This is a genomic window from Rhodovulum viride, assembly GCF_003265965.1.
Lineage (GTDB): Bacteria > Pseudomonadota > Alphaproteobacteria > Rhodobacterales > Rhodobacteraceae > Rhodovulum > Rhodovulum kholense.
The window spans coordinates 13,202-37,411 of sequence record NZ_MUAV01000021.1; the positions used below are offsets into that span (position 1 = coordinate 13,202).

At 67.3% G+C, this 24,210-nt stretch carries 22 protein-coding genes; 3 read left to right on the plus strand and 19 right to left on the minus strand.

All coding sequences use genetic code 11. From position 1 onward, the window contains the following. Nucleotides 1-6 precede the first annotated feature (6 nt). The 10 genes from BYZ73_RS15850 to BYZ73_RS15895 all read right to left on the minus strand — a co-directional run bounded on the left by BYZ73_RS15850 (nt 7) and on the right by BYZ73_RS15895 (nt 10,017). Nucleotides 7-858, minus strand: a complete 852-nt coding sequence (locus tag BYZ73_RS15850) for a tetratricopeptide repeat protein (protein WP_112316687.1) — start codon at nt 856-858, stop codon at nt 7-9. Nucleotides 859-885: 27 nt separating this feature from the next. After that, nucleotides 886-1,491: a tetratricopeptide repeat protein gene (locus BYZ73_RS15855; protein WP_112316688.1), complete on the minus strand. Its 606-nt coding sequence runs from the start codon at nt 1,489-1,491 to the stop codon at nt 886-888. Further along, nucleotides 1,454-2,443, minus strand: coding sequence for a type II secretion system F family protein (locus BYZ73_RS15860; protein ID WP_112316689.1), 990 nt, complete (start codon nt 2,441-2,443; stop codon nt 1,454-1,456). The genes BYZ73_RS15855 and BYZ73_RS15860 overlap by 38 nt, the downstream gene beginning before the upstream one ends. A gap of 10 nt (nt 2,444-2,453) precedes the next feature. Continuing rightward, nucleotides 2,454-3,422, minus strand: a complete 969-nt coding sequence (locus tag BYZ73_RS15865; RefSeq protein ID WP_112316690.1) for a type II secretion system F family protein — start codon at nt 3,420-3,422, stop codon at nt 2,454-2,456. A gap of 3 nt (nt 3,423-3,425) precedes the next feature. After that, a complete protein-coding gene (locus BYZ73_RS15870; protein ID WP_112316691.1) occupies nt 3,426-4,847 on the minus strand; it encodes a TadA family conjugal transfer-associated ATPase in 1,422 nt (473 codons plus the stop codon). An 11-nt stretch (nt 4,848-4,858) separates the two neighbouring features. Continuing rightward, a complete protein-coding gene (locus BYZ73_RS15875) occupies nt 4,859-6,112 on the minus strand; it encodes a CpaE/TadZ family protein (protein WP_112316692.1) in 1,254 nt (417 codons plus the stop codon). 216 nt (nt 6,113-6,328) lie between these two features. After that, on the minus strand, nt 6,329-6,979 hold the full coding sequence (locus BYZ73_RS15880; protein ID WP_112316693.1) for an OmpA family protein: 651 nt from the start codon (nt 6,977-6,979) through the stop codon (nt 6,329-6,331). Nucleotides 6,980-6,983: 4 nt separating this feature from the next. Next, on the minus strand, nt 6,984-8,414 hold the full coding sequence (locus BYZ73_RS15885; protein WP_112316694.1) for a type II and III secretion system protein family protein: 1,431 nt from the start codon (nt 8,412-8,414) through the stop codon (nt 6,984-6,986). Nucleotides 8,415-8,682: 268 nt separating this feature from the next. After that, nucleotides 8,683-9,519 carry a Flp pilus assembly protein CpaB gene (gene cpaB / locus BYZ73_RS15890; RefSeq protein ID WP_112316695.1) on the minus strand — a complete coding sequence of 279 codons (837 nt, stop codon included), beginning with the start codon at nt 9,517-9,519 and terminating at the stop codon, nt 8,683-8,685. Between the two features lie 261 nt (nt 9,520-9,780). Continuing rightward, complete coding sequence (locus tag BYZ73_RS15895) at nt 9,781-10,017, minus strand: Flp family type IVb pilin (RefSeq protein WP_112316696.1); 237 nt, start codon at nt 10,015-10,017, stop codon at nt 9,781-9,783. A gap of 296 nt (nt 10,018-10,313) precedes the next feature. Here BYZ73_RS15895 and BYZ73_RS15900 point away from each other — a divergent pair, with 296 nt between their 5' ends. After that, nucleotides 10,314-11,180, plus strand: a complete 867-nt coding sequence (locus BYZ73_RS15900) for a lytic transglycosylase domain-containing protein (protein ID WP_112316697.1) — start codon at nt 10,314-10,316, stop codon at nt 11,178-11,180. 1 nt (nt 11,181) lies between these two features. Then, a complete protein-coding gene (locus BYZ73_RS15905) occupies nt 11,182-12,618 on the plus strand; it encodes a UbiA family prenyltransferase (RefSeq protein WP_112316698.1) in 1,437 nt (478 codons plus the stop codon). 34 nt (nt 12,619-12,652) lie between these two features. Here the strand turns inward: BYZ73_RS15905 and BYZ73_RS15910 are convergent, their stop codons facing one another. The 3 genes from BYZ73_RS15910 to BYZ73_RS15920 are packed head-to-tail and all read right to left on the minus strand — an operon-like array spanning nt 12,653 to nt 15,685. Beyond that, the gene (locus BYZ73_RS15910; protein WP_108024519.1) at nt 12,653-13,390 is read right to left on the minus strand and encodes an SDR family NAD(P)-dependent oxidoreductase; all 738 of its coding nucleotides are present in this window, start codon (nt 13,388-13,390) and stop codon (nt 12,653-12,655) included. Further along, nucleotides 13,390-14,700 carry an FAD-binding protein gene (locus BYZ73_RS15915; protein ID WP_112316699.1) on the minus strand — a complete coding sequence of 437 codons (1,311 nt, stop codon included), beginning with the start codon at nt 14,698-14,700 and terminating at the stop codon, nt 13,390-13,392. Before BYZ73_RS15915 ends, BYZ73_RS15910 begins: the two co-directional genes overlap by 1 nt. Beyond that, nucleotides 14,681-15,685: a lysylphosphatidylglycerol synthase transmembrane domain-containing protein gene (locus tag BYZ73_RS15920; RefSeq protein ID WP_112316700.1), complete on the minus strand. Its 1,005-nt coding sequence runs from the start codon at nt 15,683-15,685 to the stop codon at nt 14,681-14,683. Before BYZ73_RS15920 ends, BYZ73_RS15915 begins: the two co-directional genes overlap by 20 nt. A 241-nt stretch (nt 15,686-15,926) precedes the next feature. Here BYZ73_RS15920 and BYZ73_RS15925 point away from each other — a divergent pair, with 241 nt between their 5' ends. Beyond that, nucleotides 15,927-16,310 carry a hypothetical protein gene (locus BYZ73_RS15925; RefSeq protein WP_112316701.1) on the plus strand — a complete coding sequence of 128 codons (384 nt, stop codon included), beginning with the start codon at nt 15,927-15,929 and terminating at the stop codon, nt 16,308-16,310. A 144-nt stretch (nt 16,311-16,454) separates the two neighbouring features. Here the strand turns inward: BYZ73_RS15925 and BYZ73_RS15930 are convergent, their stop codons facing one another. The 6 genes from BYZ73_RS15930 to tldD form a co-directional block, all read right to left on the minus strand. Beyond that, a complete protein-coding gene (locus tag BYZ73_RS15930) occupies nt 16,455-17,084 on the minus strand; it encodes a 3-oxoacid CoA-transferase subunit B (protein ID WP_112316702.1) in 630 nt (209 codons plus the stop codon). A gap of 14 nt (nt 17,085-17,098) precedes the next feature. Beyond that, nucleotides 17,099-17,794, minus strand: a complete 696-nt coding sequence (locus BYZ73_RS15935; protein WP_108024529.1) for a CoA transferase subunit A — start codon at nt 17,792-17,794, stop codon at nt 17,099-17,101. A gap of 88 nt (nt 17,795-17,882) precedes the next feature. Further along, nucleotides 17,883-18,440: a L,D-transpeptidase gene (locus BYZ73_RS15940; RefSeq protein WP_112316703.1), complete on the minus strand. Its 558-nt coding sequence runs from the start codon at nt 18,438-18,440 to the stop codon at nt 17,883-17,885. A gap of 138 nt (nt 18,441-18,578) precedes the next feature. Then, nucleotides 18,579-21,188 (minus strand): type I DNA topoisomerase, encoded by a 2,610-nt coding sequence (gene topA, locus BYZ73_RS15945; RefSeq protein WP_112316704.1) that lies wholly within the window; start codon nt 21,186-21,188, stop codon nt 18,579-18,581. A 152-nt stretch (nt 21,189-21,340) separates the two neighbouring features. Beyond that, nucleotides 21,341-22,507, minus strand: a complete 1,167-nt coding sequence (gene dprA, locus BYZ73_RS15950; protein WP_245943196.1) for a DNA-processing protein DprA — start codon at nt 22,505-22,507, stop codon at nt 21,341-21,343. Nucleotides 22,508-22,678: 171 nt separating this feature from the next. Beyond that, the gene (gene tldD, locus BYZ73_RS15955; RefSeq protein WP_112316705.1) at nt 22,679-24,100 is read right to left on the minus strand and encodes a metalloprotease TldD; all 1,422 of its coding nucleotides are present in this window, start codon (nt 24,098-24,100) and stop codon (nt 22,679-22,681) included. Nucleotides 24,101-24,210 lie beyond the last annotated feature (110 nt).

A 24,210-nucleotide genomic window follows, 5' to 3' on the forward strand; every position in this document is an offset into this window, starting at 1 on the left:
CCCGGCCTAGCCCCGCGCCTCGAGCGCGCGCAGGGCCTGGACGGCGGCCTCGAAATGCTGGGGATGGGTCTCGATGGCCTCTTCCAGCAGGCCCTTGCCGATGGCAACGTCGCCCTGCTTGATCGCGGTCAGCGCCAGCGTGTGGTAAAGCTGCGCCCGCTCGGTCTGGGTCATCTCGATCACCGGCAGGTCGTATTTGCGCTGCGCGCCCCGGGCCAGCACCAGATTGTTCTTGGCCGTAAACAACTTGGGGTCATAGGTCAGGGCATCGACGAAAAGCCGCTCGGCGCCCCGGTAATCGCCCCGCGTCAGCTTGGAATAACCCCAGTTGTTGTAGACCCCGGCGGGTTTGGTGGTCAGCCCGGCGGCGGTCTCGTAGAAACTGTCGGCCTTGGCCCATTCGCGGTTGCTGTCGGCCACCATCGCCTCGAGCCGGTAGCGCTGATAGGTCTCGAAGGTGGGCGGGACCCTGTCGAGCTCGGCCTCGGCCTTGCCCCAGTCGCCGACCCGGATCAGCGCATCGGCGTAGTTCACCCGGTCCGCGTTCCCGGCCTCGGGGTGGCGCACCACCTCGGCCCAGGCGGCGACGGCCTCGGTCGGGCGCCTGGCCCGGATCAGCGACTGCGCCAGCCCGCGCCGGGCGGCCAGCTTGTCGGGGTCTTCGTCCAGCAGCCGCCGGAAATAGCGGATCGCCTCGTCGGGATCGGCCACCGTCATCATGATGTCGTTGAGGCTGTTTTCGTCGCTCGCCAGCACGTCCTGCACCGCGCGGTCGACATCGGTATCGCCGGGTTTCTGGCAGGCCGCGACCGACAGCGCCAGGGCGGCGCAGATCGGGGCCAGAACGGGATGGCGCATCGCGGCGTCCTTTCGGCTGCTCTGTCCTCAGGGCGTGGCCAGAAGCAGGTATCTGCCCTCGCCGCGCCGCACCAGGTCGAAGTTGTTCCCTTCGTTCGGTGCCGAATCATAATCGCGATTTTCGGTTTTAGCGATAGCGAGCCGCAAATTGCGGCGAATGTCGTCAGAGCCGCCGCTGTCGAGCGCGAAAGCGGTCTCGAACACCCGCCGGGCCTCGCCGGCCTCGCCCTTTTCCATCAGCACGACGCCCAGATTGTTCCAGGCGGGCACGAAGCGTTCGTCCTCGGCAATGGCGCGGCGCAGCTGGGTTTCGGCCTGACCGAGCCGCCCGAGCCTCAGATTGGCCGACCCGATCGCCGACAGGACATCGGCGGTCAGCCCCTGCTTTGCCGCGGCGCGGAAATAGGCCTTCAGCGCCAGTTCGTATTCGCCCGCGGCCATCAGGCGGTGGCCGACGACCAGCCCGTCGACCGCCTCGTCAAGATGCGGGGCGCCGGGCGGGGCGGGCAGGCCCCGATAGGCGGGCGAGAGCCGGTCCGAGGGGGCGCAGCCCGCGCAGACCAGGGCGAGCGCCAGCCCGCAACAGCGCAGAAGGTCAGAACTTGGCGTTGTTGAGCGTGTCGTAGATCGCATAGACCGATGGGCCGATCAGGATGATGAGCAACGGCGGAACCGTGAACATCATCGTGCCCAAAGTCAGCTTGGTCGGCAACTTGTTCGCCTTTTCCTCGGCGCGCATGACGCGTTTGTCACGCATTTCGGCCGAGAAGACCCGCAGCGCCTCGGCGATCGAGGTGCCGAAGGTCGCCGACTGGATCAGCACCGTGACGAAGGACGAAATGTCGGTGACGCCGCAGCGTTCGGACATGTCGCGCAGCACCTGCACCCGGTCCTTGCCGGCCTTCATCTCGTTCGAGACGATTTCGTATTCCGAGGCCAGGTCGGGAAAGCCCGCCCGCATCTCGCGCGCGACCCGGAGGATCGATTGGTCGAGCGATTGCCCCGCCTCGACGCAGACCAGCATCATGTCGAGACTGTCGGGAAAGCCGTTGACGATTTCTTCCTGGCGGGTCTGCACCCGGCGTTCGACCCAGTATTTCGGCAGGTAATACCCGATGGCGCCCGGCACGATCACCGACAGGACGATCCTTGTCGTGTCGACCTCGCCGCCCGCGTTCAGCAGGACCGAATAGATCAGACCGCCTGCCAGAAACAGAAGCCCCAGCGTGAACTGCGCGAAGTGGAACACCCGCACCGCCGATTTCGACCGGTAGCCCGCCCGCAACAGCTTCAGCCGTGCGGCCGAGAGTTCCTTTTCGTCCTGGGGTTCGAGGAACGTCGAAAAGCGGTCGAGCTTGTCGGCGCGCGACACCTGGCGCAGGGGCGCCTGCTGGTCGCGGACGGTTGCGGATTCGGCCTCGCGGACCTGACGCTTGAGCTTGTCGAGAGGGTCGGTGCGTCGCGTGAGGAAGACCGGCAGCGACAGCGCGATCAGCCCCACGCCCAGCAGGCCCACCGCGATCAGCGGCCCGAGCGGCCCGAAACGGTCGGTGATCCAGCCGGCGACGTAAGCGACGAAATCCATGGCCCTGCCCTCAGACCTTGATGTTGACCATGATGCGCATGAAGATCACGTTCACGACGAGAAACACGGCCACGGCGATGGCGGCCGGGATGAAGGCGGCGGTTTCCTTGACATCGTCGTAATAGTCGGGCTTCAGCACCGAGATCATCAGGATCGCGGCGATCGGAAAGCCCGACAGGAACATGCCCGACCATTTCGCCTCGGCGGTGATCGCCTTGACGCGGCGGAAGAGCTTGAAGCGCGAGCGGATCACCGCGGCGAGACCCGCCAGCACCTCGGCCAGGTTGCCGCCCGATTGCTGCTGGATCGTCACCGCGACCGCGAGAAAGCGCAGGTCCTGCATGTCGACCCGTTCGGCCAGATCCTTCAGCGCCTCGCTGACATCGCGGCCATAGGCGGCCTCGTCCGCGATGACGCCGAATTCCGATCCCAGCGGGTCGGGCACCTCCTGGGCGACGATGTTGATGGCCGAGATGAAGGGATGGCCCACGCGCAGCGAGCGCACCATCAGTTCGACCGCGTCGGGCAACTGTTCCTCGATCAGGCCGAGCCGCTTCTTGGCCTTGCCGTTGACCCAGGTATAGACCCCGCCGATGCCGATCCCGATCGAGGCCAGCACGCGCACCGGAAGCACGGCCCCGGTGCCCAGTGTCAGACCCAGAAAGGCCACGCCCGACAGCACCACCATGACCCCGATCAGCTGCACGGGCGTGAAGGCGATATTGGCCTTCTGCGCCCGCTCGGCCAGAATCGAGTAAAGCGGGATGCCGCGGGCGCGCATGTGCTGGGTCATCTCCTTGCGGAGCTGTTCCAGGACCTTTTCCCGGTCGACGCCCTTTTCCAGCATCTCGAGCCGCCGGTTGACCCGGGCGTTCAGGCTGATCGACTTGCCGAAGACGGTCAGATAGAGCCCCTCGACCAGCGCCAGCACCGAGAGGAAGATCAATCCGTAGATCAGGGGTTCCGCGCCGATCTGCATGGGCTATTTCCCCCGGACCGGTTCGAAGATGCTGGCGGGCAGGTCGTAGCCCCATTGCCGGAACCGCTCCGAAAAGGCGCTGCGCACGCCCGTCGCGGTAAAGCGGCCGATGATCTTGCCGCTGGAATCGAGCCCGAGCCGTTCGTAGCGGAACACTTCCTGCATCGAGATCACCTCGCCCTCCATCCCGGTCACCTCGGTGATCGAGACCATGCGGCGCGAGCCGTCCTGCAGGCGGCTGGCCTGCACGATCAGGTTGACGGCCGAGGCGATTTGGGCGCGCACCGCCTTCAGCGGCATCTCGATCCCGGCCATGGCGATCATGTTTTCCAGACGGCTGACCGCGTCGCGGGCGTTGTTGGCGTGGATCGTGGTCATCGACCCGTCATGTCCGGTATTCATCGCCTGCAGCATGTCGATCACCTCGTCGCCGCGGGTCTCGCCGACGATGATGCGGTCGGGCCGCATCCGAAGCGCGTTCTTCAGACAGTCGCGCTGGCTGACCGCGCCCTTGCCCTCGACATTGGGGGGGCGGCTTTCCATCCGGCCGACATGGGTCTGCTGCAGCTGCAGCTCGGCGGTGTCCTCAATGGTCAGGATCCGTTCGGAATTGTCGATGAAGGACGACAGCGCGTTCAGCGTCGTGGTCTTGCCTGACCCGGTGCCGCCCGAGACGATGATATTCAGCCGGGTCGCGACCGCCGCCTGCAGATAGGCGGCCATCTCTTCGGTGAAGGCGCCGAACGTGACCAGATCGTCGATGCCAAGCTTGTCTTTCTTGAACTTCCGGATCGAGACCAGGCTGCCATCGACGGCAATGGGCGGCACCATCGCGTTGAAACGCGAGCCGTCGGCAAGCCGCGCGTCGACATAAGGGTTCGATTCATCGACTCGCCGCCCCACTGCCGAGACGATCTTGTCGATGATCCGAAGCAGGTGCTTTTCGTCGCGAAAGGCGATGTCGGTCAGTTGCAGCTTGCCCGCGCGTTCGACGAAGATCTGCTTGGGGCCGTTCACCAGGATGTCGTTGACGCTTTCGTCCTTCAAAAGCGGCTCCAGCGGGCCCAGCCCGGTCACCTCGTCGAACAGCTCCTGATAGAGCTGGGTGCGGTCGTCCTTGTTCAGGACGACGCCCATTTCCTCGAGCGCCTCGGAGGCGATGGCCTGGATCTCGGCGCGCAGCTCCTTTTCCTCGGCATGTTCCAGCGCGGCGAGGTTCAGGCTTTCCAGAAGCTGTTTGTGCAGTTCGGATTTCAGCTCGCCCAGGCGTTCCTTGCGCTTGCGGTCCTTTTCGCTGGGCGCGGGCTGGGCGGGGAGGGTCGGGTGCATGGCCGCGGCAGGCGGCGGCGGTGCCTCGGGCCGGGGCTCTGGCGGCGTCGCGGGCTGGACGGTGCCGGGCTCGGGCTTTCTGTAGCGCGAGAACATTCGTAGCCCCTTTACTGTGCCGCGGTGGCCGCGGCCGTGCCGAGATCGTAAAGCGACGCTGCGAGCTTCTGGATTTCGCGGCGGAGCGGCGACTTGGCCGCGGTCTCGGCCAGGGTCAGGCCGTGATCGCCCGCCTCGGTGACCGCCTTGCCGCCGTCGGGAAGCTGGATCTCGATGTCGATATCGAGGCTGTCGGCCAGTCGGCGGACCCGGCTGCGGCCCGACAGGTCGGTGAATTTCGGCGCCCGGTTCAGCGCATAGCGCACCCGTTCGCGCGGGAGCCCTTCGGATTTCAGCACCCGGATCACGCGCAGCGCGTTCTGGGCCGAGCGCATGTCGAGTTCCAGCAGCGAGAAATAGAGATGCGACTGGGTGATCACCGTCTCGGTCCAGTTGACCAGGGTCTTCGGCATGTCGACGACCACGAATTCGAACTGCGAGCGTGCCATGTCGATCAGCGCGTTCACCTCGGGCGGCCCGATGATGTCGAGCGGCAGGATGTCGGAGGGCGCGGTCAGCACATGCAGGTCGCTTCGGTAGCTTTGCAGCGCCTGCAGGAAACTGTCGCCGTCCATTGCGCCGATATCGGACAAGAGCTCGAAGACCGCATCCTTGCGCGGCAGGTCCAGATAGGTCGCGGTCGAGCCGAATTGCAGGTCGAGATCCAGCAGGCAGACCCGGCCGCCCGACTTGCGCGCCGCAAGCGCCAGTTCCCAGGCGAGGTTGACCGCGAAGGTCGAGGCGCCGACCCCGCCTGCCAGACCCTGCACCGACAGCACCACGCCGTCCCGGTTCGAGCGCGACAGCCTGGGCGCGGCGGGATCCGCGGGGGCAGGCGCCACGGGGGCCGCGGCCGGGGTCTGGCGTAACCGGACGATGGCCTCGTGCAGCGCCCCCTCGGGCAGCGGGTAGGGCACGAAATCGTCGGCCCCCATCCGCATCAGCTGGTGCAACGCGATCGGGCTAAGTTCTTCTGCGATGACCAGCACGCTCAGCCCGCGCTGCTTGGCGGCGCGGACGATCTCGCCGATGGCCGCGATGTCGGCCTCATCGGCATCGTCGACCGCGACCGCGATGAACTCGATGTCCTGCGCCTCGGGCTGATCGAAAAAGCCGCGCGCCTCGTCGAAGGCAATATCGCCCCAGCCGCCGCCCAGCTCGGCTTCCATGTCCTCGATCAGAAGATCGAAATTCTGGATGTCCCGCGACACCGTGCAAGCCCGGATCGGGGCCTGGTCGGGTATCGACGCTGGCATGCTCGTCATCGTTCCCACATCCTTCCACGCAGACCGGGCAGGGCGGGCGGCCGACCGCTTCTGCCCCGTTCGCGCGCGACTCACTTCGTGCGCGCACGTTGGTCCATGGGCCGAGCGTGAAGAACAACTTGGGCAACATTACGGCCCGAGGTGCTGAATTGTTCGAAAAACCTTCAATCCGCGGCCCACGCGCGGCTGGTCCCCGCGCGGGAGTTAGTGCGGGGGTTAGTCCTGCGCGGCGACGTCTGCGGGTTGAAGCGTGGGCTTGGGCTGCGCGCTGTCGAGATAGGCCCGGTAGCTGCGCGCCATGTACTTGCCATCGATCGTCATCGGGCGCGGGCGCAGGAAGGCCGCGACCTCGGTCACCGTGCGGCGGTTCAGTCGCTCGGGCCCCTCGGTATGGACCAGCGGCCGGGTCTCGCCATAGGAGACCACGGCCTGAAGCCGCGCGCGCGGGACGCCGCGCGCCACCATATAGGCCACCGCCGCCTGTGCCCGCCGCATGCCCAGCGCCTTGTTGTAGGGCGCGCTGCCGACCTGGTCGGCATGGCCGTAGACCCGGAAGACCACGAAGGGATAGCGCAGGATCCAGGCCGCCTGCCGGTCGAGCGCGGCCTGTGCCGTGGCGTCGAGGGCTGCGCTGTCGAAGGCGAAGGTGACGGTGCTGGGCACGTCGGCGGCGAAGCGGCGGGTCATGTCGATGGCCATTGCCCGGTCGGACGTCATCACCATCTGGTTGGTCATCGTGGCGTTGCCAAAGCTGCCATCGTCCAGCGCATCGCCCGCAGGCCGGTTGAAATCGGCGATCTGGCGGGGGCTGCAGGCGGTCAGCGCCAGCGCGGCGCTCAGGGTCACGAAGGCAAGGCGGGCGCGCATGGGCCTACTCCATCACATAGCCGTAGGAGCCGCCGAAATCCTGCCGCGCGACCTCTCCCGCAGCGCCCGAGCGCGGGGTGCGCGGCGAGGAAAGCCGGCCGTGAAGAAAGAGGTCGCGCTCGCTTGGCGGGGCCACGCGGTCGGTCGGCAGGGCCAGCGCCTCGCCGCGCGTGGGCGAGACCAGATGCGCAGTGACGATGATCACGAGTTCGCTCTGGTCGCGCTGGTATTCGGAACTGCGGAACAGCGTGCCCAGGATCGGCACGTCGCCAAGCCACGGCACCTGGCCCTTGAGGCTGGCGAAATCGTCCTGCAAGAGGCCCGCGACCGCGAAGCTTTCGCCGTCATGCAGCTCGACCGTGGTCGAGGTCGAGCGGGTCGAGAACCCGCTGATGATGATGCCGTTGTTGTTGAAGGTCACGGAGGGATCGATACTGCTGACCTGAGCGTTCATCTCGAGGTTGATATTGTTGCCCACCACATTGGGGATGAAGTTCAGCGAAATCCCGAAGGGCTTGAACTCGACCGTGACGTCGCCATCGCCGCCGACCACCGGGATCGGATATTCCCCGCCCGCAAGAAAGCTGGCCGCCTGGCCCGACAGGGCGGTCAGGTTCGGTTCGGCCAGGGTGCGGACGAAGCCCTTGGTTTCCAGCGCTTCCAGCAGGACCGCGAATTGCAGATCGCCGGCGCCGATGCCGATCGAGAACACGCCGTTGCTGCTGCGCGACCGGGCCGGCGTGGTCGACGGATCGCCGTCGAAGAGATCGCCGAGGTTGGTGCCCTCGGTGATGGTGTTGGTGCCGCCCGCAAAGCCCAGGTCGCCGCCATTGGTCAGGCCCGCGACCCCGAGGCTGGTGTCGAGACTTTTCGACACGGACCGGTTCATTTCCGAGAACCGGACCTTCAGCATCACCTGCTGGGTGCCCCCGACATTCAGCAGGTTCGAGATCCGTTCCGGCGCATAGCGCGAGGCAAGATCGAGCGCCCGGTCGATCACCGTCTTCGAACTGACCGTGCCCGAAAGAACCAGCCCGTCATTGGCCGCGCGCACCTCGATGGGTTCGCCCGGCAGCACCTCGCGCAGCCGTTCCTTGAGTTCGCTCATGTCGGGGGTCACCTGGACCTCGACATTGGTGATCAGCGTGCCGTCGGGCCCCAGGAGCGTCAGCGTGGTGCGCCCGGGCGACTTGCCCAGCACATAGATGGTGCGGTCGGAAAGGGTCGAGATATCGGCGATCTGCGGGTTCGAAATCGACAATTCGGCGAAGACCTGATCGCTTTCGACCACCACCGCGCGGTTCATCGGGACCGTGAGCTTGCCGGTCGCCAGACCCTCCAGCGTTCGCAGGGTCTGCGCTCCGGCCTCCGGCGGCAGGGCCGGAATCGCGGCAAGACCAAACAGTCCCGCCGCGAGGATGGTCCGAAATCTCATGTGACCCTGCCTTTCCGATCACGCCTCACGAGGGGTCTTTCGCCCCTTTTGGCGGTCAGGATGCGGCAAGGCCGGTTTTTTTGCAATCATTGCGTGCCGTCACAGGAAGCGGCCTGTGGGTATCTCGCAACAATCGCCCCTGTTGGCTGGCCTCGGAAGTGCACGCGAAGGTTGTATAGCTCCGCTCTGTCCTTGGCCCCGGCCTCCCGTTCCGATCATGCCGGCCGTAGGGCGGAGCTTCTGTCTGCGGCCGGTTTGGCGAATGGGGTCAGTTCGTGCAGGGGATTTCGATCTCGACCACTTCCGACCCGCGGCGGGTTCGAATTGTGCAGATCCGCTTTTGTTCGGGGGCGACTTCGGGGGCGTCCTCGATGCCCAGCAGAGCCTTTTGGTCTACCTCGACCGCCTCGGCCACGACATCGTCATTGGCGCCAACCAGCGACAGCGACAACCGCCCGCTCGACTGCGCCTGGGCGAGCGAGGCGACCTGTTGCGGCGAAGCCTCGACCGTGACGGTGCGCGCGATCACCGGCCGGGTGGTGTCCTCGTCGGCGATCTGGTCGATGGCGATCAGGCGGATGCCGGTGTCGATCAGCTTGGTCACCTGTTTCGACTGGCTCTCGCCGGTCCAGTAGACATCCACCCGGTCGCCCGGCCGCAGGAAGCCCGAAACGCCGGAACTGACATCGACCCGGATCGCGAAGGCGCGCATGCCCTTGGTCAGGCGCGAGGTGATACCGGCATCGGCGCCGGGATCGGTGACCTTGACCCGCAAGAGCGGTTCGCCCGCCTCCATCGCGCGCAGGACGGTACGGAATTGCGGCTGGCCTTCGGGAAACAGCTCTTCCTTGGTCTGGAACACGCCTTCGGGCATCGAGTCCTTCGGCCAGAGCACCGGGCGCAGGTTGTCCAGCGTGATCTGCTGGCCATAGCGCAGCGGTTCCCTGGCGACGACGACCGGTTCCAGCGCGACCTGCTGGGCCTGGGCGGCGCGCGCGGCAGCCAGTTCGCGTTTGGTCTGGTCGAAATAGCCCTGGGCCATGTAGACCGCGAACCCTGCCAGACCGAGCCCCATCAGAAGGACCAGTCCGAAGATCAGGCGCATGGCATGTCCTTTCGTCGCCGATCCGCGACCCCGGCGCTGGCCGCGGAGTTTCCTTCGTTCTTTTGATTTGCCACGGTAATGCGGCAATCCCCGGGGGATCTTGGCGACGTCCGGTGGATATTCAGTTAAAGATCGAGGGTATCACCCACCGGTTCTAAAGCGGCGCGCGGCCTCCACATCAGCGCAGGCCTCTGGCGAAGAGACAGCAATGAGGGCCGCTTCTGTGGGAAGCGACCCTCCTTAGGCGTCTGTGTGGTTCTCTTATTCCGAGGTGTTGTCAGTGGCGTCGCTGCCCCAGCCGAGGTTGGACAGGGTCGCGACCGTTGCGGTGGTCAGCGAAGCTTCGATTTTGTCGCCGAGGCCGTTCACGCCGCTGCGAACCGTGCCCAGAACGGCAATGCCGAGGCCGACGATGGCGGCGGTCAGCACGACCCAGTCGACGGTGACGGCGCCGGACTCGTCCTTGGCGAAGGTCTTGAAGAGTTTGAAGAGTTTCATGGGGGTCCCTCCAGTAGGATGCTCGCTCAATTCAAATGCCCTTGGGTGAAGGGCCGGACCCCCAGCAATGGGGGCGCAACCGCTTCGACCCGGTCATAGGGCCACCGGAATCGGGCAAGAGTTGGGCTGGGCCTTGGCAATTTCTGCCCCGGCGGAAAAAGACCATCGAAACCTTGGGAATTGATCAAAAATGCAATAACAATTGCCTTGAAAACTCTCTGTATGCAGGACGGGCCTGTCGGGTCCGTGCCGCAAAGCGGAAATGCAAAGAACCGCAAGGTCGGGCAGGGCAGAACATGCGGCGTCATCTGGAAGGTCTGGTTCTGGCCGGGCTGGTTCTTGCCAGCGCGGGCGCGGCGCCCGGACCGGTGCGGGCCGAGCCGCCGCCCTGGCCAGAGTTCACCTTCCGAAGGGTCAAACCGCCCGCCCCCGGTGCGTCAAGACGCATCACCGTTCAGATCGAGTCGCGCGCGACCGTGGTACCGGCCGCATTGGGCCCGCCGACCGCTCCGCTGGCGCGCGCGCCCGACGCTGCGGCCGAACCGCCCCCCGGCAACGCGGCGCAGCCGGGGCCGGACTGGTTCTGGTCGCGGGTGTCGCCCGCGTTGAGCGACAGCCGGCCGGGGCGGCTGGCGCCCGCGCTGGTGGCACTGGGCGAGGCGCCGCCCGGCGAAGCGGTGCGCGCGCCCCGGCTGCAGCTTTTGCAGGACATCGCCGAGGCCCATGGCCGCGCGATCCTGTCGGCCACGGTCGGCACCCGGGTCTCGCCCGCGCTGGCGCTGGCGGTGATCGGGGTCGAAAGCGGCGGGCGCGGCAGGGCGCTCAGCCCGAAGGGGGCGCTGGGGCTGATGCAGCTGATGCCCGCGACCGCCCGGCGCTTCGGCGTGGCCGATGCCGCCGATCCGGTCGCCAATATCCGCGGCGGCGTGGCCTATCTCGACTGGCTGATGGGCGAGTTCGGCGGCGACCCGGTGCTGGTTCTGGCCGCCTATAATGCCGGAGAAGGGGCGGTGCGCGCCCATGGCGGCGTTCCGCCCTATCTGGAAACGCGCGATTATGTGCCGAAGGTGCTGGCAGCCTGGGCGGTGGCCCGGGGGCTGTGCCGGACCCCGCCCGAGCTGATCAGCGACGGCTGCGTGTTCCGGGCCAAGGGCAGGGGATAGGATGCAACGCCAGAAACCGCTGGTCCTCGACGTCGACGGGACCTTTCTGAAGACCGATCTCGGGCTTGAATGCTTCTGGAACGGCCTCGGCCGCGCGCCGCTGAAGACCCTGCGGGCGACGGCCATGCATCTTCGCGACCGGGCCGGGCTTTGCCGCGAGCTGGCGCGGATCGCCCCACCCCGGGTCGATCTATTGCCGCTGCGGCCCGAGATGGCGGCCCGCGCGCTTGAGGCCTGCGAGGCCGGGCGGCCGGTGGTGCTGGCAGGCGGAGCCGATCCGGGGCTCGTCGCCGCCCTGGCCAGCCATTACGGATTTTGTGAAGAGGCCCTCGGCGCAGAAGGGGCAGCCGCGCCCGAGGGGGGCGCCAAGGCGCGGGCGCTGGTCGAACGCTTCGGGCGCCGGGGCTTCGACTATGCCGGCGCGCGGGCCGCCGACCGTCCCGTCTGGCGCGAGGCCGACCGGGCGTTGCTGTTGGGGCGGCAGCACCGGCTGGCGGCCGAGCTGTCGGCGGCGGGCCATCCGGTCGAAGAGATCCCGGCGGGCTGGAAGCTGCGCGACCTGGGGCGCGCGCTCCGACCGCATCAATGGGTCAAGAACGTGCTTCTGCTGCTGCCCGCGCTGGCCGCGCATGATTTCCGGCCCGAAACGCTGGTGCTGGTGCTTATGGGCATCCTGGCCTTCTCGGCGGCCGCGTCCTGCATCTATATCGTCAACGACCTGCTCGACCTCGAGGCCGACCGGCTGCACGAAACCAAATGCCGCCGCCCCTTTGCCTGCGGCAAGGTGCCCATCGGCGCGGGCATGGCGGCGGGCGCGGCACTGGCGCTGGTGGCCCTTGGAGTCGGCGCGGCGCTGGGGCCGCCCTTCCTGACGGTGGTTCTGCTCTATATGGCGCTGTCGCTGGCCTATTCGCTGCGGCTCAAGCGGATGCGCTGGGTCGATATCGCGACGCTTGCCGCGCTTTACACGATCCGCGTGGTGGCGGGGGCGGCGGCCAGCGGAGGCGAGGCGTCCTTCCTGATGCTGGTCTTCGTCTTTCCGGTCTTCGTGACGCTGGGCTGCGTCAAGCGGATGACCGAACTGGCCCGGGCCGAGACCGACGAGCGCCTGCCCGGCCGGGGCTATGGCCGGGGCGACCGGGGCGATCTGCTGAACATGGCGGGGCTCGGCGTGGTGGGGGCGCTGGTGGTCTTCGTCGCCTACAGCTTCTCTGCGCAGGCCGAGGCGCTTTACCAGACCCGCTGGCTGCTATGGGCGGCGGCCGTTCCGCTGGCGGTCTGGCTGGTCCGGATGGTCTGGCTCGGCTATCGCGGACAGCAGGATTACGACCCCATCGTCTTTGCGCTCCGCGACCGGGCGGGGCTGGGGCTGATCTTCTTCGCGCTGTCCTTCATGTTCTACAGCGCCGGGCTCTGGCAGCGCTGGTTCGGGTTCTGAGCCGCCCGGCCGCAGGGGCCGGACGGCGCCGGTCTCAGACCGAAAGCTTCTTGAATACCCGTTCCGGGATCAGCCGGATGATGCCCATGATCCCCATCCAGAAAAACGGCGTGTAGATCACGTTGCGCTGTTTTTCCAGCGCGCTCAGGATGTCTGTGGCCACCTTGTCGGGCGAGGCCACCAGAAACATCCCCTCGATCCCCCAGGTCATTGCGGTATCGGTAAAGCCGGGCTTGACCGTCAGCACATGCCCGCCCGCGCGGCCCAGCCGGTTGCGCAGCCCTGACAGATAAGTGGCAAAGGCCGCCTTGGCCGCCCCGTAGACATAGTTGCCGATCCGCCCGCGGTCGCCCGCGACCGAGCCCACGCCGATGACGGTGCCCGCGCCGCGGGCCTCGATGATCGGGGCCAGCCCCTGCAGCACCCGGGCCGGGCCGGTAAAGCTGTCGGTGACGACGCCCTCGATCAGGCCGGGATCGGCGTCGATCTCGGCCTGGGGCGGCATCGAGCCCACGAAGACCGCGGCCGAGACCGTGCCCTCGCAGGCCCCGGCCCGGGCAAGGATCGAGGCCACGCAGGCGAGGTCGCGCGCGTCGAAACGGATGGTTTCGGCGAAGGCCGCGCCCCGCACGCGCGCATCGGCCGCGTCGCGTTCGAGATCGCCAAGATCCCGCCCGGCAAGGATCAGCCCGTCGCCGCGCGCCGCCAACCGGCGCACCAGCGCCCGTGCCATCGAGGACGAGGCCCCGAGAACGATCCAGGTCTCTGCCATCACGCGCTCCTCAGTTTCAGCCGCCGCACCAGATCGGTGGCCAGACGCCCCGCGGGATCGGCCTTGGCGACCTCGGCGCGCCAGGCCTCCAGTTCGGGATACATCGCGGCCATGCTTTCGGGCCGCGCCAGGGCGTCCTTGGCCAGATAGATCCGCCCGCCTGCGGCAATCACTTGATCCTCGAGCCGCGCGTAAAGCGCTGGCACTCTGGCGCGGGCAGGCAGGTCGACGGCCAGCGTGTAGCCGTCCATCGGGAAGGACAGATGCCCGGCGCGGCCCGGCCCCATCCGTTTCAGGACCGCCAGCGGCGAGGCGACGCCGCCCCGCGCGATGGTGTTCAGGATTTCCTTCAGCGCGGGCGCCCGGTCGGCAGGCACCACGCATTGGAACTGGTGGAACCCGCGCTTGCCGTACAAGCGGTTCCAGCCGCTCAGCGCATCGAGCGGGAAGAAGAACTCGTCCAGCGCCCGGGTCCGCTTGCGCCCGCTGTCGGGCACGCCCGATCCGTACCAGCGGTTGAAGATCTTCACCACCGGCCAGGACAAGAGCGCCTGAGGCGCATCGAAGGGCACGGGCTTCGGCTTGCGCTCGGGGCCGGGGCGGGTGCCCTCGACCAGCGTGCCCTCTTCGAGGATGCCGCGCCCGAGGCGCTTGCGTTTCGCCGTCGCGTCGATCCAGCCCACCGCGAATTCGGCTTTCGACGCGTCGAGCGCGGCGATGAAGCTGTCGAAATCCCGCATCCGGGTTTCCAGAACCTTCATCCGCTGGCCCGGAATGGCCATCAGCTGCAGCCGCGCCGAAAGGATGGCGCCGGTCTGGCCCTGACCGCCCATCGTGGCGCGGAACAGGGCGGGATCGGAGGCCGGGCTCACCTCGCGCGGGCCTGCGGGCGTCATCAGCGTGACCGCCAGCACATGCTGCCCGAAGCTGCCCGCGCCATGGTGGTTCTTGCCATGGACGTCATTGGCGATGCAGCCGCCGATGGTGGCCAGCCCGGTGCCGGGCATCACCGCGGGCATCCAGCCCTGCGGCGCCAGCAGCTTCAGCAGCGCGCCGATGGTGGCGCCGGCCTCGACCTCGATCACGCCCGTCCCGGGGTCGAAGGCCAGAAGCCGGTCCATCCGGGTCATCTCGGTCGCGGCGCCGCCGCTGTTCAGCGCGCCGTCGCCATAGGACCGGCGATTGCCGATCGCGGGGCCGCCTTCGGCCAGCGCGTCCTTCAGGGTCGAAACCCGCTCTGGCCGGGCGATCCGCCCCTTGGCCCGAAGGGCCCGGCCCCATCCCGCATAGTCAGCGGTCTTCCACTGCATCAGCCGTCCTTTTCGACATCCGTTCCGCCACCGGAAAGACCAGTGCGCCGATCCCGATCGCAAACCACAGCGTGGTGACCCGGATCACCGCCGTGGCCGCGACCGAAGTCTCCAGCGGCAGTCCCTCGAGCGCAAGAAGCGCAATCATCGCAGCCTCGGCACCGCCCAGACCGCCCGGCGCGCCGGTCAACCCGCCCGCCAGCGTGGCGAAGACGAAGATGCCGACGGCCTTCCAGAGCCCGATATCGGCTCCGAGCCAGACCAGCAACAGGTGGAAGGCATAGCCCTCGGCCATCCAGCCCAGGGACCCCAGCAGGATCGAGGCCGCAAGGACCCGGGCGTCGGTGAACTGTCCCAGCGTCCGCGCCATGCCGCGCAGCCGCCCGAACAGCCGGGGCCAGCGGCCGACGATCCGGTAGCCGCGGGTCACCAGCGCGGACATCAGCCGCCCATGGGTTGCCACCGCCGCCGCCGCCAGCGCCAGCGCGGCCACCGGAATCGCCCCGGCGATATGGCCCGAGGACAGCGCCAGCGCCGCGCAGAGGATCAGTGCCATCGCCACCAGATCGGCGGCCCGGTCCATCACGAACAGGGGGGCCGAGCGGTCGAGCGACAGCCCGGTCTCGCGCCGGATCCAGCGCACCCGCACCAGCTCGCCCAGCCGCCCCGGCGTCGCGATCATCAGGAAGCCGCCCAGATAGTGGCGGATGTCGCGCCAGAGCCCGGGCGGCAGGCCGACCCGGCGGCCGAACAGGTTCCAGCGCAGCGACCGCAGCAGGTAATTGGCCAGCGACAGCGCCAGCAGCGCGGCCCCCTGCATCCAGCCGAGCCGTGCAAGCTGGCCCATGGTCTGGTCCCAGCCGGTGGCCGCGGCCAGACCGGCAAGGCTGGCCAGCACCAGACTCAGAAGGGCGCCCATCAGCAGGGCGTCGCGGAGGCGACGGGGAGCGGGCGCGGCGTCCGAGGCGGAGGGAATCTTTGTCATGGTCATCTCACCGGGCAGATAGCACGGGATTGCCGGAAGACTGCGACCCGATTTCCCGGAAACTAAAGATTGTCCGACACCTCGGCCCGGCTGGCTGATTTCTGACATTTGCATGTGCATCAGCGCACCATTTACACGCCAAACACAAGTGTTTGTGCGTTGAAATCGGGAAGGGCTCATGCCATTTATGCCTCATCGGACGGCAACAAGCCGTCATAACAAGCACACAAGGAACGAAACGATGAAAACTCTTGCTCTTACCGCCGCCGCTCTTGTCGCCCTCTCTGCACCGGTCTTCGCCCAGTCGCAGCTGGAACAGGACCTGGGCGTCCAGCCCGGCGCCTACTCGCTGAACCAGCTGATCGAGCTGAAAGCCGCCGCCGAGAAAGACGGCGTGAATGGCTGGGTGCGCTTCGACACGGCCGCGCCGGCGACCAATGTCAGCATGTCGAGTTCGGGCTATGCCGATGCGCGCGTCGCCCAGATCGTGGCCGCCCATGCGAAAGCCAGCGATAACGGCTACACCTCGGTCGTCGGCTACCGCGACAACGGCCCGGCCGCCGAGAAAATCGCCAACGCCCGCGTTGCCGAAATCGCCGCCGAACTGGCTGCGAACGCTGACTGATCTGCAGAGGACAGGGCTCTGACGGGCTCCGTCCGGTCCGCACGGAAGGTGCCTGAGCGCACCGCCCGTGCCGGAGAGGCGAACCGCAAAAAGGCCGCACCGGGACACCGGCGCGGCCTTCTTCATGTCCGGCAGGAGGACCGGTCAGTCGACGATGCTGGCCTCGGTCGCGGCGCGGATTTCGTCCTCGGTGACGCCGTCCGCACATTCGACGATTCGCAGCCCGCCCTCGACCACGTCGAGCACGCCGAGATTGGTGATGATCCGGTTCACGACTCCGGTCCCGGTCAGCGGCAGGGTGCAGGCTTTCAGGACCTTCGACTCGCCATGCTTGTTGGTGTGGTCCATCACCACCACCACCCGGCCGACGCCCGCGACCAGGTCCATCGCGCCGCCCATGCCCTTGACCAGCTTGCCGGGGATCATCCAGTTCGCCAGATCGCCGTTTTCGGCCACTTCCATCGCGCCGAGGATCGCCATCGCGATCTTGCCGCCCCGGATCATGCCGAAGCTGGTGGCACTGTCGAAATAGGCCGAATGCGGCAGCTCGGTGATGGTCTGCTTGCCGGCATTGATGAGGTCGGGGTCCTCCTCGCCCTCGATCGGGAAGGGGCCGATCCCCAGCATCCCGTTTTCCGATTGCAGCGTGACGTTCACGCCTTCGGGGATGTAATTGGCCACCAGCGTCGGAATGCCGATGCCGAGATTGACATACATCCCGTCCTTGAGTTCCTCGGCGGCGCGCGCCGCCATCCGGTTGCGGTCCCAGGCCATACCTATTCCCCCCTTTACGCCGCGCGCGTGGTGCGCTGTTCGATCCGCTTTTCGTGGTCGCCCTGGATCAGGCGGTGCACGTAGATCCCCGGCAGGTGGATCTGGTCGGGCTCGAGGCTGCCCACCGGCACGATTTCCTCGACCTCGCAGACGCAGACCTTGCCGCACATGGCGGCGGGCGGGTTGAAGTTGCGGGCGGTCTTGCGGAAGACGAGGTTGCCGGTCTCGTCGGCCTTCCAGGCCTTGACGATCGACAGATCGGCCACGATCCCGCGTTCGAGGATATAGGTCTCGCCGTCGAAGTCCTTATGTTCCTTGCCCTCGGCGATCACTGTGCCGACGCCGGTCTTGGTGTAGAAGCCCGGAATCCCGGCACCGCCCGCCCGCATCCGTTCCGCCAGCGTGCCCTGGGGGTTGAATTCCAACTCCAGCTCGCCCGACAGGTATTGCCGCATGAATTCGGCATTCTCGCCCACATAGGACGAGATCATCTTCCTGACCTGGCGGGTCTGCAGCAGGAGGCCAATCCCGAAATCGTCGACGCCGGCATTGTTCGAGGCGAAGGTCAGATCCTTCGTGCCTGCCTCGCGGATCGCCTTGATCAGAAGCTCCGGTATGCCGCACAGCCCGAAACCGCCCGCGGCGATGAGCATGCCGTCGAACAAGAGCCCGTCCAGGGCCTCGGCGGCAGTGCCGTAGATCTTCTGCATGAAAGTCTCCCCTCTGCTCCTCTGGCTGAAGTTGTGACGAACGGTCACGGGGGAGTCAATCGACTGCGCTCTCGCGGCACGGTGCCAATCAGATGATCCGGACCCGGGTGCCTATGGGGGTGATGTCGTAAAGCTCGGCGATCATGTCGTTGTAAAGGCCGATGCAACCGTCCGAGGACGGGCGGCCGATCTTGCGCGTGTCGTGGGTGCCGTGAATGAGATAGGCGGGCCAGGACAGATACATCGCATGCGTCCCAAGCGGGTTTCCGGGGCCGGGCGGCATGTAGTGCAGATCGGGATTGCGTTCGACCATCGAGGGGGTCGGGGTCCAGTCGGGGCCGACCTTCTTGCGCAAGACTTCGGTATAGCCGCGTTTGGTCAGGTTCTCGCTGATCGGCACCGAGGTCGGGTAGATCCGGTAGTCCGTGCCGTCCCCGGACCAGAAATGCAGCGCGCGTGAGCTGGTATCGGCCACGATCACCGCCTTGCCGAGCCGGTCGAAATGGTCGCGCCAGTCCTGCCGCGCAAAGCTCGAGATATTGCGGCGGGCCATCGGCGCGGGTTCGGCCCTCAGAAGCGCGGGCGCCCCCAGTCCGGCGCCCAGCGTCACAAGCGCCGCGCGGCGCGAAAATGTCCGGTCTGTCATGGAATGCCCCCTGGCCTGCTCCGGGTTCTTATCCCGGGCAAACTGGGGCGCGGCGCGCGGACTTGCCAATCAACTCCGCTCACCGGATCGCGCGCTGACGTAGCGTAAGAGCGGGTGGCGCGCGTGGACGGTCGGCGGCTATTCCGCCGCCTTGGTCGATTTCGTGCGCGCAGTGGGCTTTGCGGTCTTGGCGGTCGCCTTCCTGGCTGTCTTGCCCGCAGCCTTGGGCGCCTTCGCCGTCTTGGCGGGGGCCGCCTTGGCCTTGGTCTTGCCGCCCTTGGCGGCCTTCGCGTCGATCAGCTCGACCGCCTGTTCCAGCGTCACATCGCCTGGTTCCACATCCTTGGGCAGGGTCGCGTTGACCTTTTCCCATTTGACATAAGGCCCGTACCGCCCGGCCATCACGTCGATGGCACCGCCTTTTTCCGGATGTTCGCCAAGCTGGCGCAGCGGCTTCGCGGCCGTGCCGCCGCCCCGGGTCTTCTTCTGGGCCAGCACCTCGACCGCGCGGTTCATGCCGATGGTGAAGACTTCCTCGACATCGGGCAGGTTGGCGTATTTCTTGCCATGCTTGACGAAGGGGCCATAGCGCCCGATCCCGGCCTCGACGGTCTCGCCATCCTCGGGATGCGGCCCGATCTCGCGCGGCAGGCTCAACAGCATCAGCGCCTTGTCGAGGTCGATCTCTTCGGGTTTCCAGCCCTTGGGCAGGCTGGCGCGCGGCGGTTTCGGCACCTCTTCGGTGGCCTCGCCGCGCTGCACATAGGGGCCGAAACGGCCGATGCGCAGGCTGATCTCGTCCTCGCCGTCATGGCCCAGCACCTTGCCGTCAAGCTCGGACCCGTCATCGCCATTCACCGCCGAAAGCGAGCGGGTATAGCGGCAGTCGGGATAGTTCGTGCAGCCGATGAAGGCGCCGCCCGACCGCGCGGTCTTGAGGTTCAGCCGCCCCGCCCCGCATTTGGGGCAGATGCGCGGGTCGGACCCGTCCTCGCGCGGCGGGTAAAGATGCGGCGCCAGAACCTCGTCGATCTTTTCCAGAACCTCGGAGATGCGCAGGTCGGCGGTTTCGGCGATGGCGGCCGAGAAATCCTTCCAGAACCGGTCCAGCACCTCGTGATAGTCGCGCGCGCCGGCCGAGACGTCGTCGAGTTCATCCTCCAGATTGGCGGTGAATTCGTAGCCCACATAGCGGCTGAAATAGTTCGACAGGAAGGCCGTCACCAGCCGCCCCTTGTCCTCGGGGACCAGGCGGTTCTTGTCCTTCAGCACATAGCCGCGATCCTGGATCGTGGTGACGATCGAGGCATAGGTCGAGGGCCGGCCGATGCCTAGCTCTTCCATCCGCTTGACCAGCGTCGCCTCGGTGTAGCGCGGCGGCGGCTGGGTGAAGTGCTGTTCGGGCGTGATCTTGTCCTTGCGCGCGGGCTCGCCCTGCATGATCTGCGGCAGGCGCTTGTCGTCGCCATCCTCGACGTCGTCGCGGCCCTCTTCATAGACCTTGAGGAATCCGTCGAACATCACCACCTGGCCGGTGGCACGCAGCGCGACCTGATGGTCGGCGCTTTCCACCTCGACGGTGGTGCGTTCCAGCCGCGCGGCTTCCATCTGGCTGGCGATGGTGCGCTTCCAGATCAGATCGTACAGCTTTCGCTGATCGTCATCCGTCACCTTCAGCTTGGACGGATCGCGGGTCATCTCGGTCGGCCGGATGCATTCATGCGCTTCCTGCGCGTTCTTGGCCTTGTTCTTGTACATCCGCGGCGATTTCGGCACGTAGTCCGCGCCGTAGCGGTCCTTGATCGCGTCGCGCGCGGCCATCACCGCCTCGGGCGCCATGTCGATCCCGTCGGTCCGCATGTAGGTGATGATGCCCGCCTCATAAAGCCGCTGTGCCGCCTGCATCGTCTGGCGCGCGCCAAAGCCGAACTTGCGGCTGGCTTCCTGCTGCAGCGTCGAGGTCATGAAGGGCGGCGCGGGATTGCGGGTCGCGGGCTTGGCCTCGACCGAGGCGACGGTGAAGTCGCGGCTTTCGATGGCCTTGACCGCCAGTTCGGCATCGGTCGCGGTGGCAAGGTCGAACTTGTCGAGCTTCTGGCCGCCCAGCGTGACCAGCCGCGCCTCGTAGCTTTGGCCGCGGGGCGTTTCCAGCACCGCCGTGACCGTCCAGTATTCGCGGGCGCGGAAGGCTTCGATCTCCATCTCGCGCTCGACGATCAGCCGCAGGCAGACCGACTGGACCCGACCCGCCGATTTCGCGCCCGGAAGCTTGCGCCACAGGACTGGCGACAGGTTGAAGCCCACAAGATAATCCAGCGCGCGGCGCGCCAGATAGGCATGGACCAGCGGCTCGTCGACGGTGCGCGGGTTCTTCATCGCCTCGGTCACCGCCGATTTGGTGATGGCGTTGAAGACGACGCGGCTGACCGGCGTGTCCTTCTTGATCGCCCGGCGGGCGCGCAGGGTTTCCTCAAGGTGCCAGGAAATCGCCTCGCCCTCGCGATCGGGGTCGGTGGCGAGGATCAGCGCATTGTCTTCCTTCAGCGCGTCGGCGATGGCCTTCACGTGCTTCTTGCTGTCCGAGGCGACCTCCCAGGTCATCTCGAATCCGTGCTCGGGATCGACCGATCCGTCCTTGGGCGGCAGGTCGCGGACATGGCCATAGGACGCGAGAACCGTGTAGTCGGAGCCCAGATATTTGTTGATTGTCTTGGCTTTGGCCGGGGACTCGACGACGACGACGGGCATGGATTTCTCTCGACTCGGGGGACGGGTGCCTTGGCGGCGCAAGATGTGGGGGGGAGGCCGCGAATGTCAATGCACGGCTGGATGACGGGCGGGATTCGCTCTTGGGTTGAGGTCCCGCTGCGTCAGATCGGATCGGGGCTGTGACGGGCCGTTCAGCGGGTGCGCGACAGAAGCCCGCCGGGCGCGCGGGCGATCCGGCCGTCGAGTTCCAGCGTGACCAGTTCGGGTGCCACGGCGCCCGCAGGAAGGCCGAGATCGCGGATCAGCTGGTCTTCGGCCAAGGGCGAGGGGCCGAGCCGGTCGAGGATGCGGGCATGCAGCACGGCCGGGTCGGCGGGTACGCGAGAGTGGGCGGCGGGAGTTTCGGGCACCTCGGTCACCCGTGGCCTCGCCCGCGGCGCGGGGGCCTCGGGCTGCCGTGCCTCGGTCAGGGAAGGGGCGGGGCCAAGCGCCTCGAGCACATCGTCGGGATGACGCACCAGTACGGCGCCGTCCCGAATCAGCATGTTGCAGCCCGAGGCGCGGGCATCGAAGGGATGGCCGGGCACCGCCAGCACGTCGCGGCCCTGATCGAGCGCGGATCGGGCGGTGATCAGGCTGCCCGAGCGCGACGCGGCCTCGACCACGACGACGGCGCGGGCGAGGCCCGAGATGATGCGGTTGCGCTGCGGAAAATGCCGTGCCTGCGGGTCGAGCCCGGGGGGCTGTTCGGACAGCCGCAGGCCGAATTGCGCGATTTCGTTGGCAAGCCCGGTATTCTCGACCGGGTAGGGCACGTCGATCCCGCCGGCCTGTACGGCGATGGTGCCGGTTTCGAGGGCGGCGATATGGGCGGCGCGGTCGATCCCGCGCGCAAGCCCCGAGACGATGACATAGCCCGCCCCGGCCAGTCCCTCGGCCAGCCGTCGGGCCATGCGCAGCCCCAGCGACGAGGCGTTGCGGGCGCCGACCAGCGCCACCATCGGCCGGTGCAGCAGCTCTGTGTGACCCAGCGCCCAGAGCACGGGCGGCGCGTCGGGCAGGTCCAGAAGGGCGGGGGGGTAGGCGGGGCTGCCATGCAGCACGGCCACGGCTCCAGCCTTGCGGGCGCGGGCGATCTCGGCCCGGGCGGTCTCTTCGGTGCAGGGCGCGTAGTCCTCGACGCCCGCTTCCTCGGCGATCCGCGGCAGGGCCTCCAGCGCCGCCGCGGCGCTGCCATGATCGTCGATCAGCCTGAAAAAAGTGGTCGCGCCGACACGGCGCGACCGGATGAGACGAAGCCACGTAACCAGGGAGTCTTCCCGGGTGGGTGGTGCGAGGGGGTGGTAGGAAGAAACAATCTCCACGTTTCGCAGCTCCGCTCATCCGTGAGGCCAATGTGCATCGGAATGGGTTAATACAAGGTGAACGGAATCGAGAATTTCACCTTTTACGCGAAGTCTTCCTATCTGATGTCCGGCCCGCGCGCCCGACACGGCGGCAAGCCCTTAATGCACTGGGGAAATGCCGCCTCAGGCCCCGGCGCCGCCCACGGTCAGCCCGCCGATCAGCAGGGTCGGCTGGCCGACACCCACCGGCACCCATTGTCCGGCCTTGCCGCAGTTGCCGATTCCCGGGTCCAGCGCCATGTCGTTGCCGATGGCGCGAATCTGCTTCATCGCGGTGGGGCCGTCGCCGATCAGCGTGGCGCCCTTGACCGGGGCGCCGACCTTGCCGTTCTTCACCCGATAGGCCTCGGTGCAGCTGAAGACGAACTTGCCGTTGGTGATGTCGACCTGCCCGCCGCCGAAGCCGACCGCATAGATCCCGTCCTTCAGATCGGCCAGGATGTCGGAGGGCGCGGCATCGCCGCCCAGCATGCAGGTATTCGTCATCCGCGGCATCGGCGGATGGGCATAGCTTTCGCGCCGCCCGTTGCCGGTGGGCGCGACCCCCATCAGCCGGGCGTTCTGACGGTCCTGCATGTAGCCCACCAGCACGCCGTCCTCGATCAGCACGGTGCGGTTCGAGGGCGTGCCCTCGTCGTCGAAACTGATCGAGCCGCGCCGGTCGGGGATCGTGCCGTCGTCAAGGACGGTCACGCCCTTCGCCGCCACCTGCTGGCCCATCAGCCCGGCAAAGGCCGAACTGCCCTTGCGGTTGAAGTCGCCCTCGAGCCCGTGGCCCACCGCCTCGTGCAGCAGGATGCCCGGCCAGCCCGGCCCCAGCACCACATCCATGGTTCCGGCGGGGGCGGGCTCTGCGCCCAGATTGACCAGCGCGACGCGCAGCGCCTCGCGCGCCGAAGCCTCCCACGAGGTGCGGTCGATCAGCCCGGCCAGCCCGGTGCGGCCGCCGCCGCCATGGCTGCCCGATTCGCGATGGCCGTTCTCTTCGACGATCACCGAGACATTGAGCCGGGTCATCGGCCGGATGTCGGACAGCAACCGCCCGTCGGGCCGCAGGATCGCCACCTCCTGCAGCGAGGCCGCGACCGAGGCCGTCACCTGCACCACGCGCGGATCGAGCGCCCGGGCGAAGGCGTCGATTTCGCGAAGCGTGTCGATCTTCAGCGCGAAGGGTGCCTCGGCCAGCGGGTCGGCATCGGTGTAAAGCCGCCGGTTGGTCGGCTGCGGCCCCAGCGCCAGCGTGGCGCCGCCGTCGCCCACCGCCAGCCGCGCCGTCTCGACCGCGCGTTTCAGCGCGGCTTCGGAGATTTCGGTGGAATGGGCATAGCCCGCTGCCTCGCCCCGGACGGCGCGCAGGCCGAATCCCTCGGAGGCATCGTAACTGGCCGTCCTGAGCCGCCCGTCGTCGAAGCTTAAAACCTCCGACCGGCGCCGTTCCAGAAAAAGCTCGCCGTCATCGGCCCCAAGCGTCGCCGCCTGCAAAAGCATCAGCGCCCGGTCGCGGTCCAGCGCGGTCTCGAAAGGGCGGAACGGGGGGTGTTGCATGAGGTCTCCTGAGCTGGCGCGGATCGGGCTTTGGAAAAAGCGGCAGAATGTCGCAGGTTTCGCTTGTGCCGCCCCGCCCAATATGTTTCTCTGATCTCAAGATGCAACGG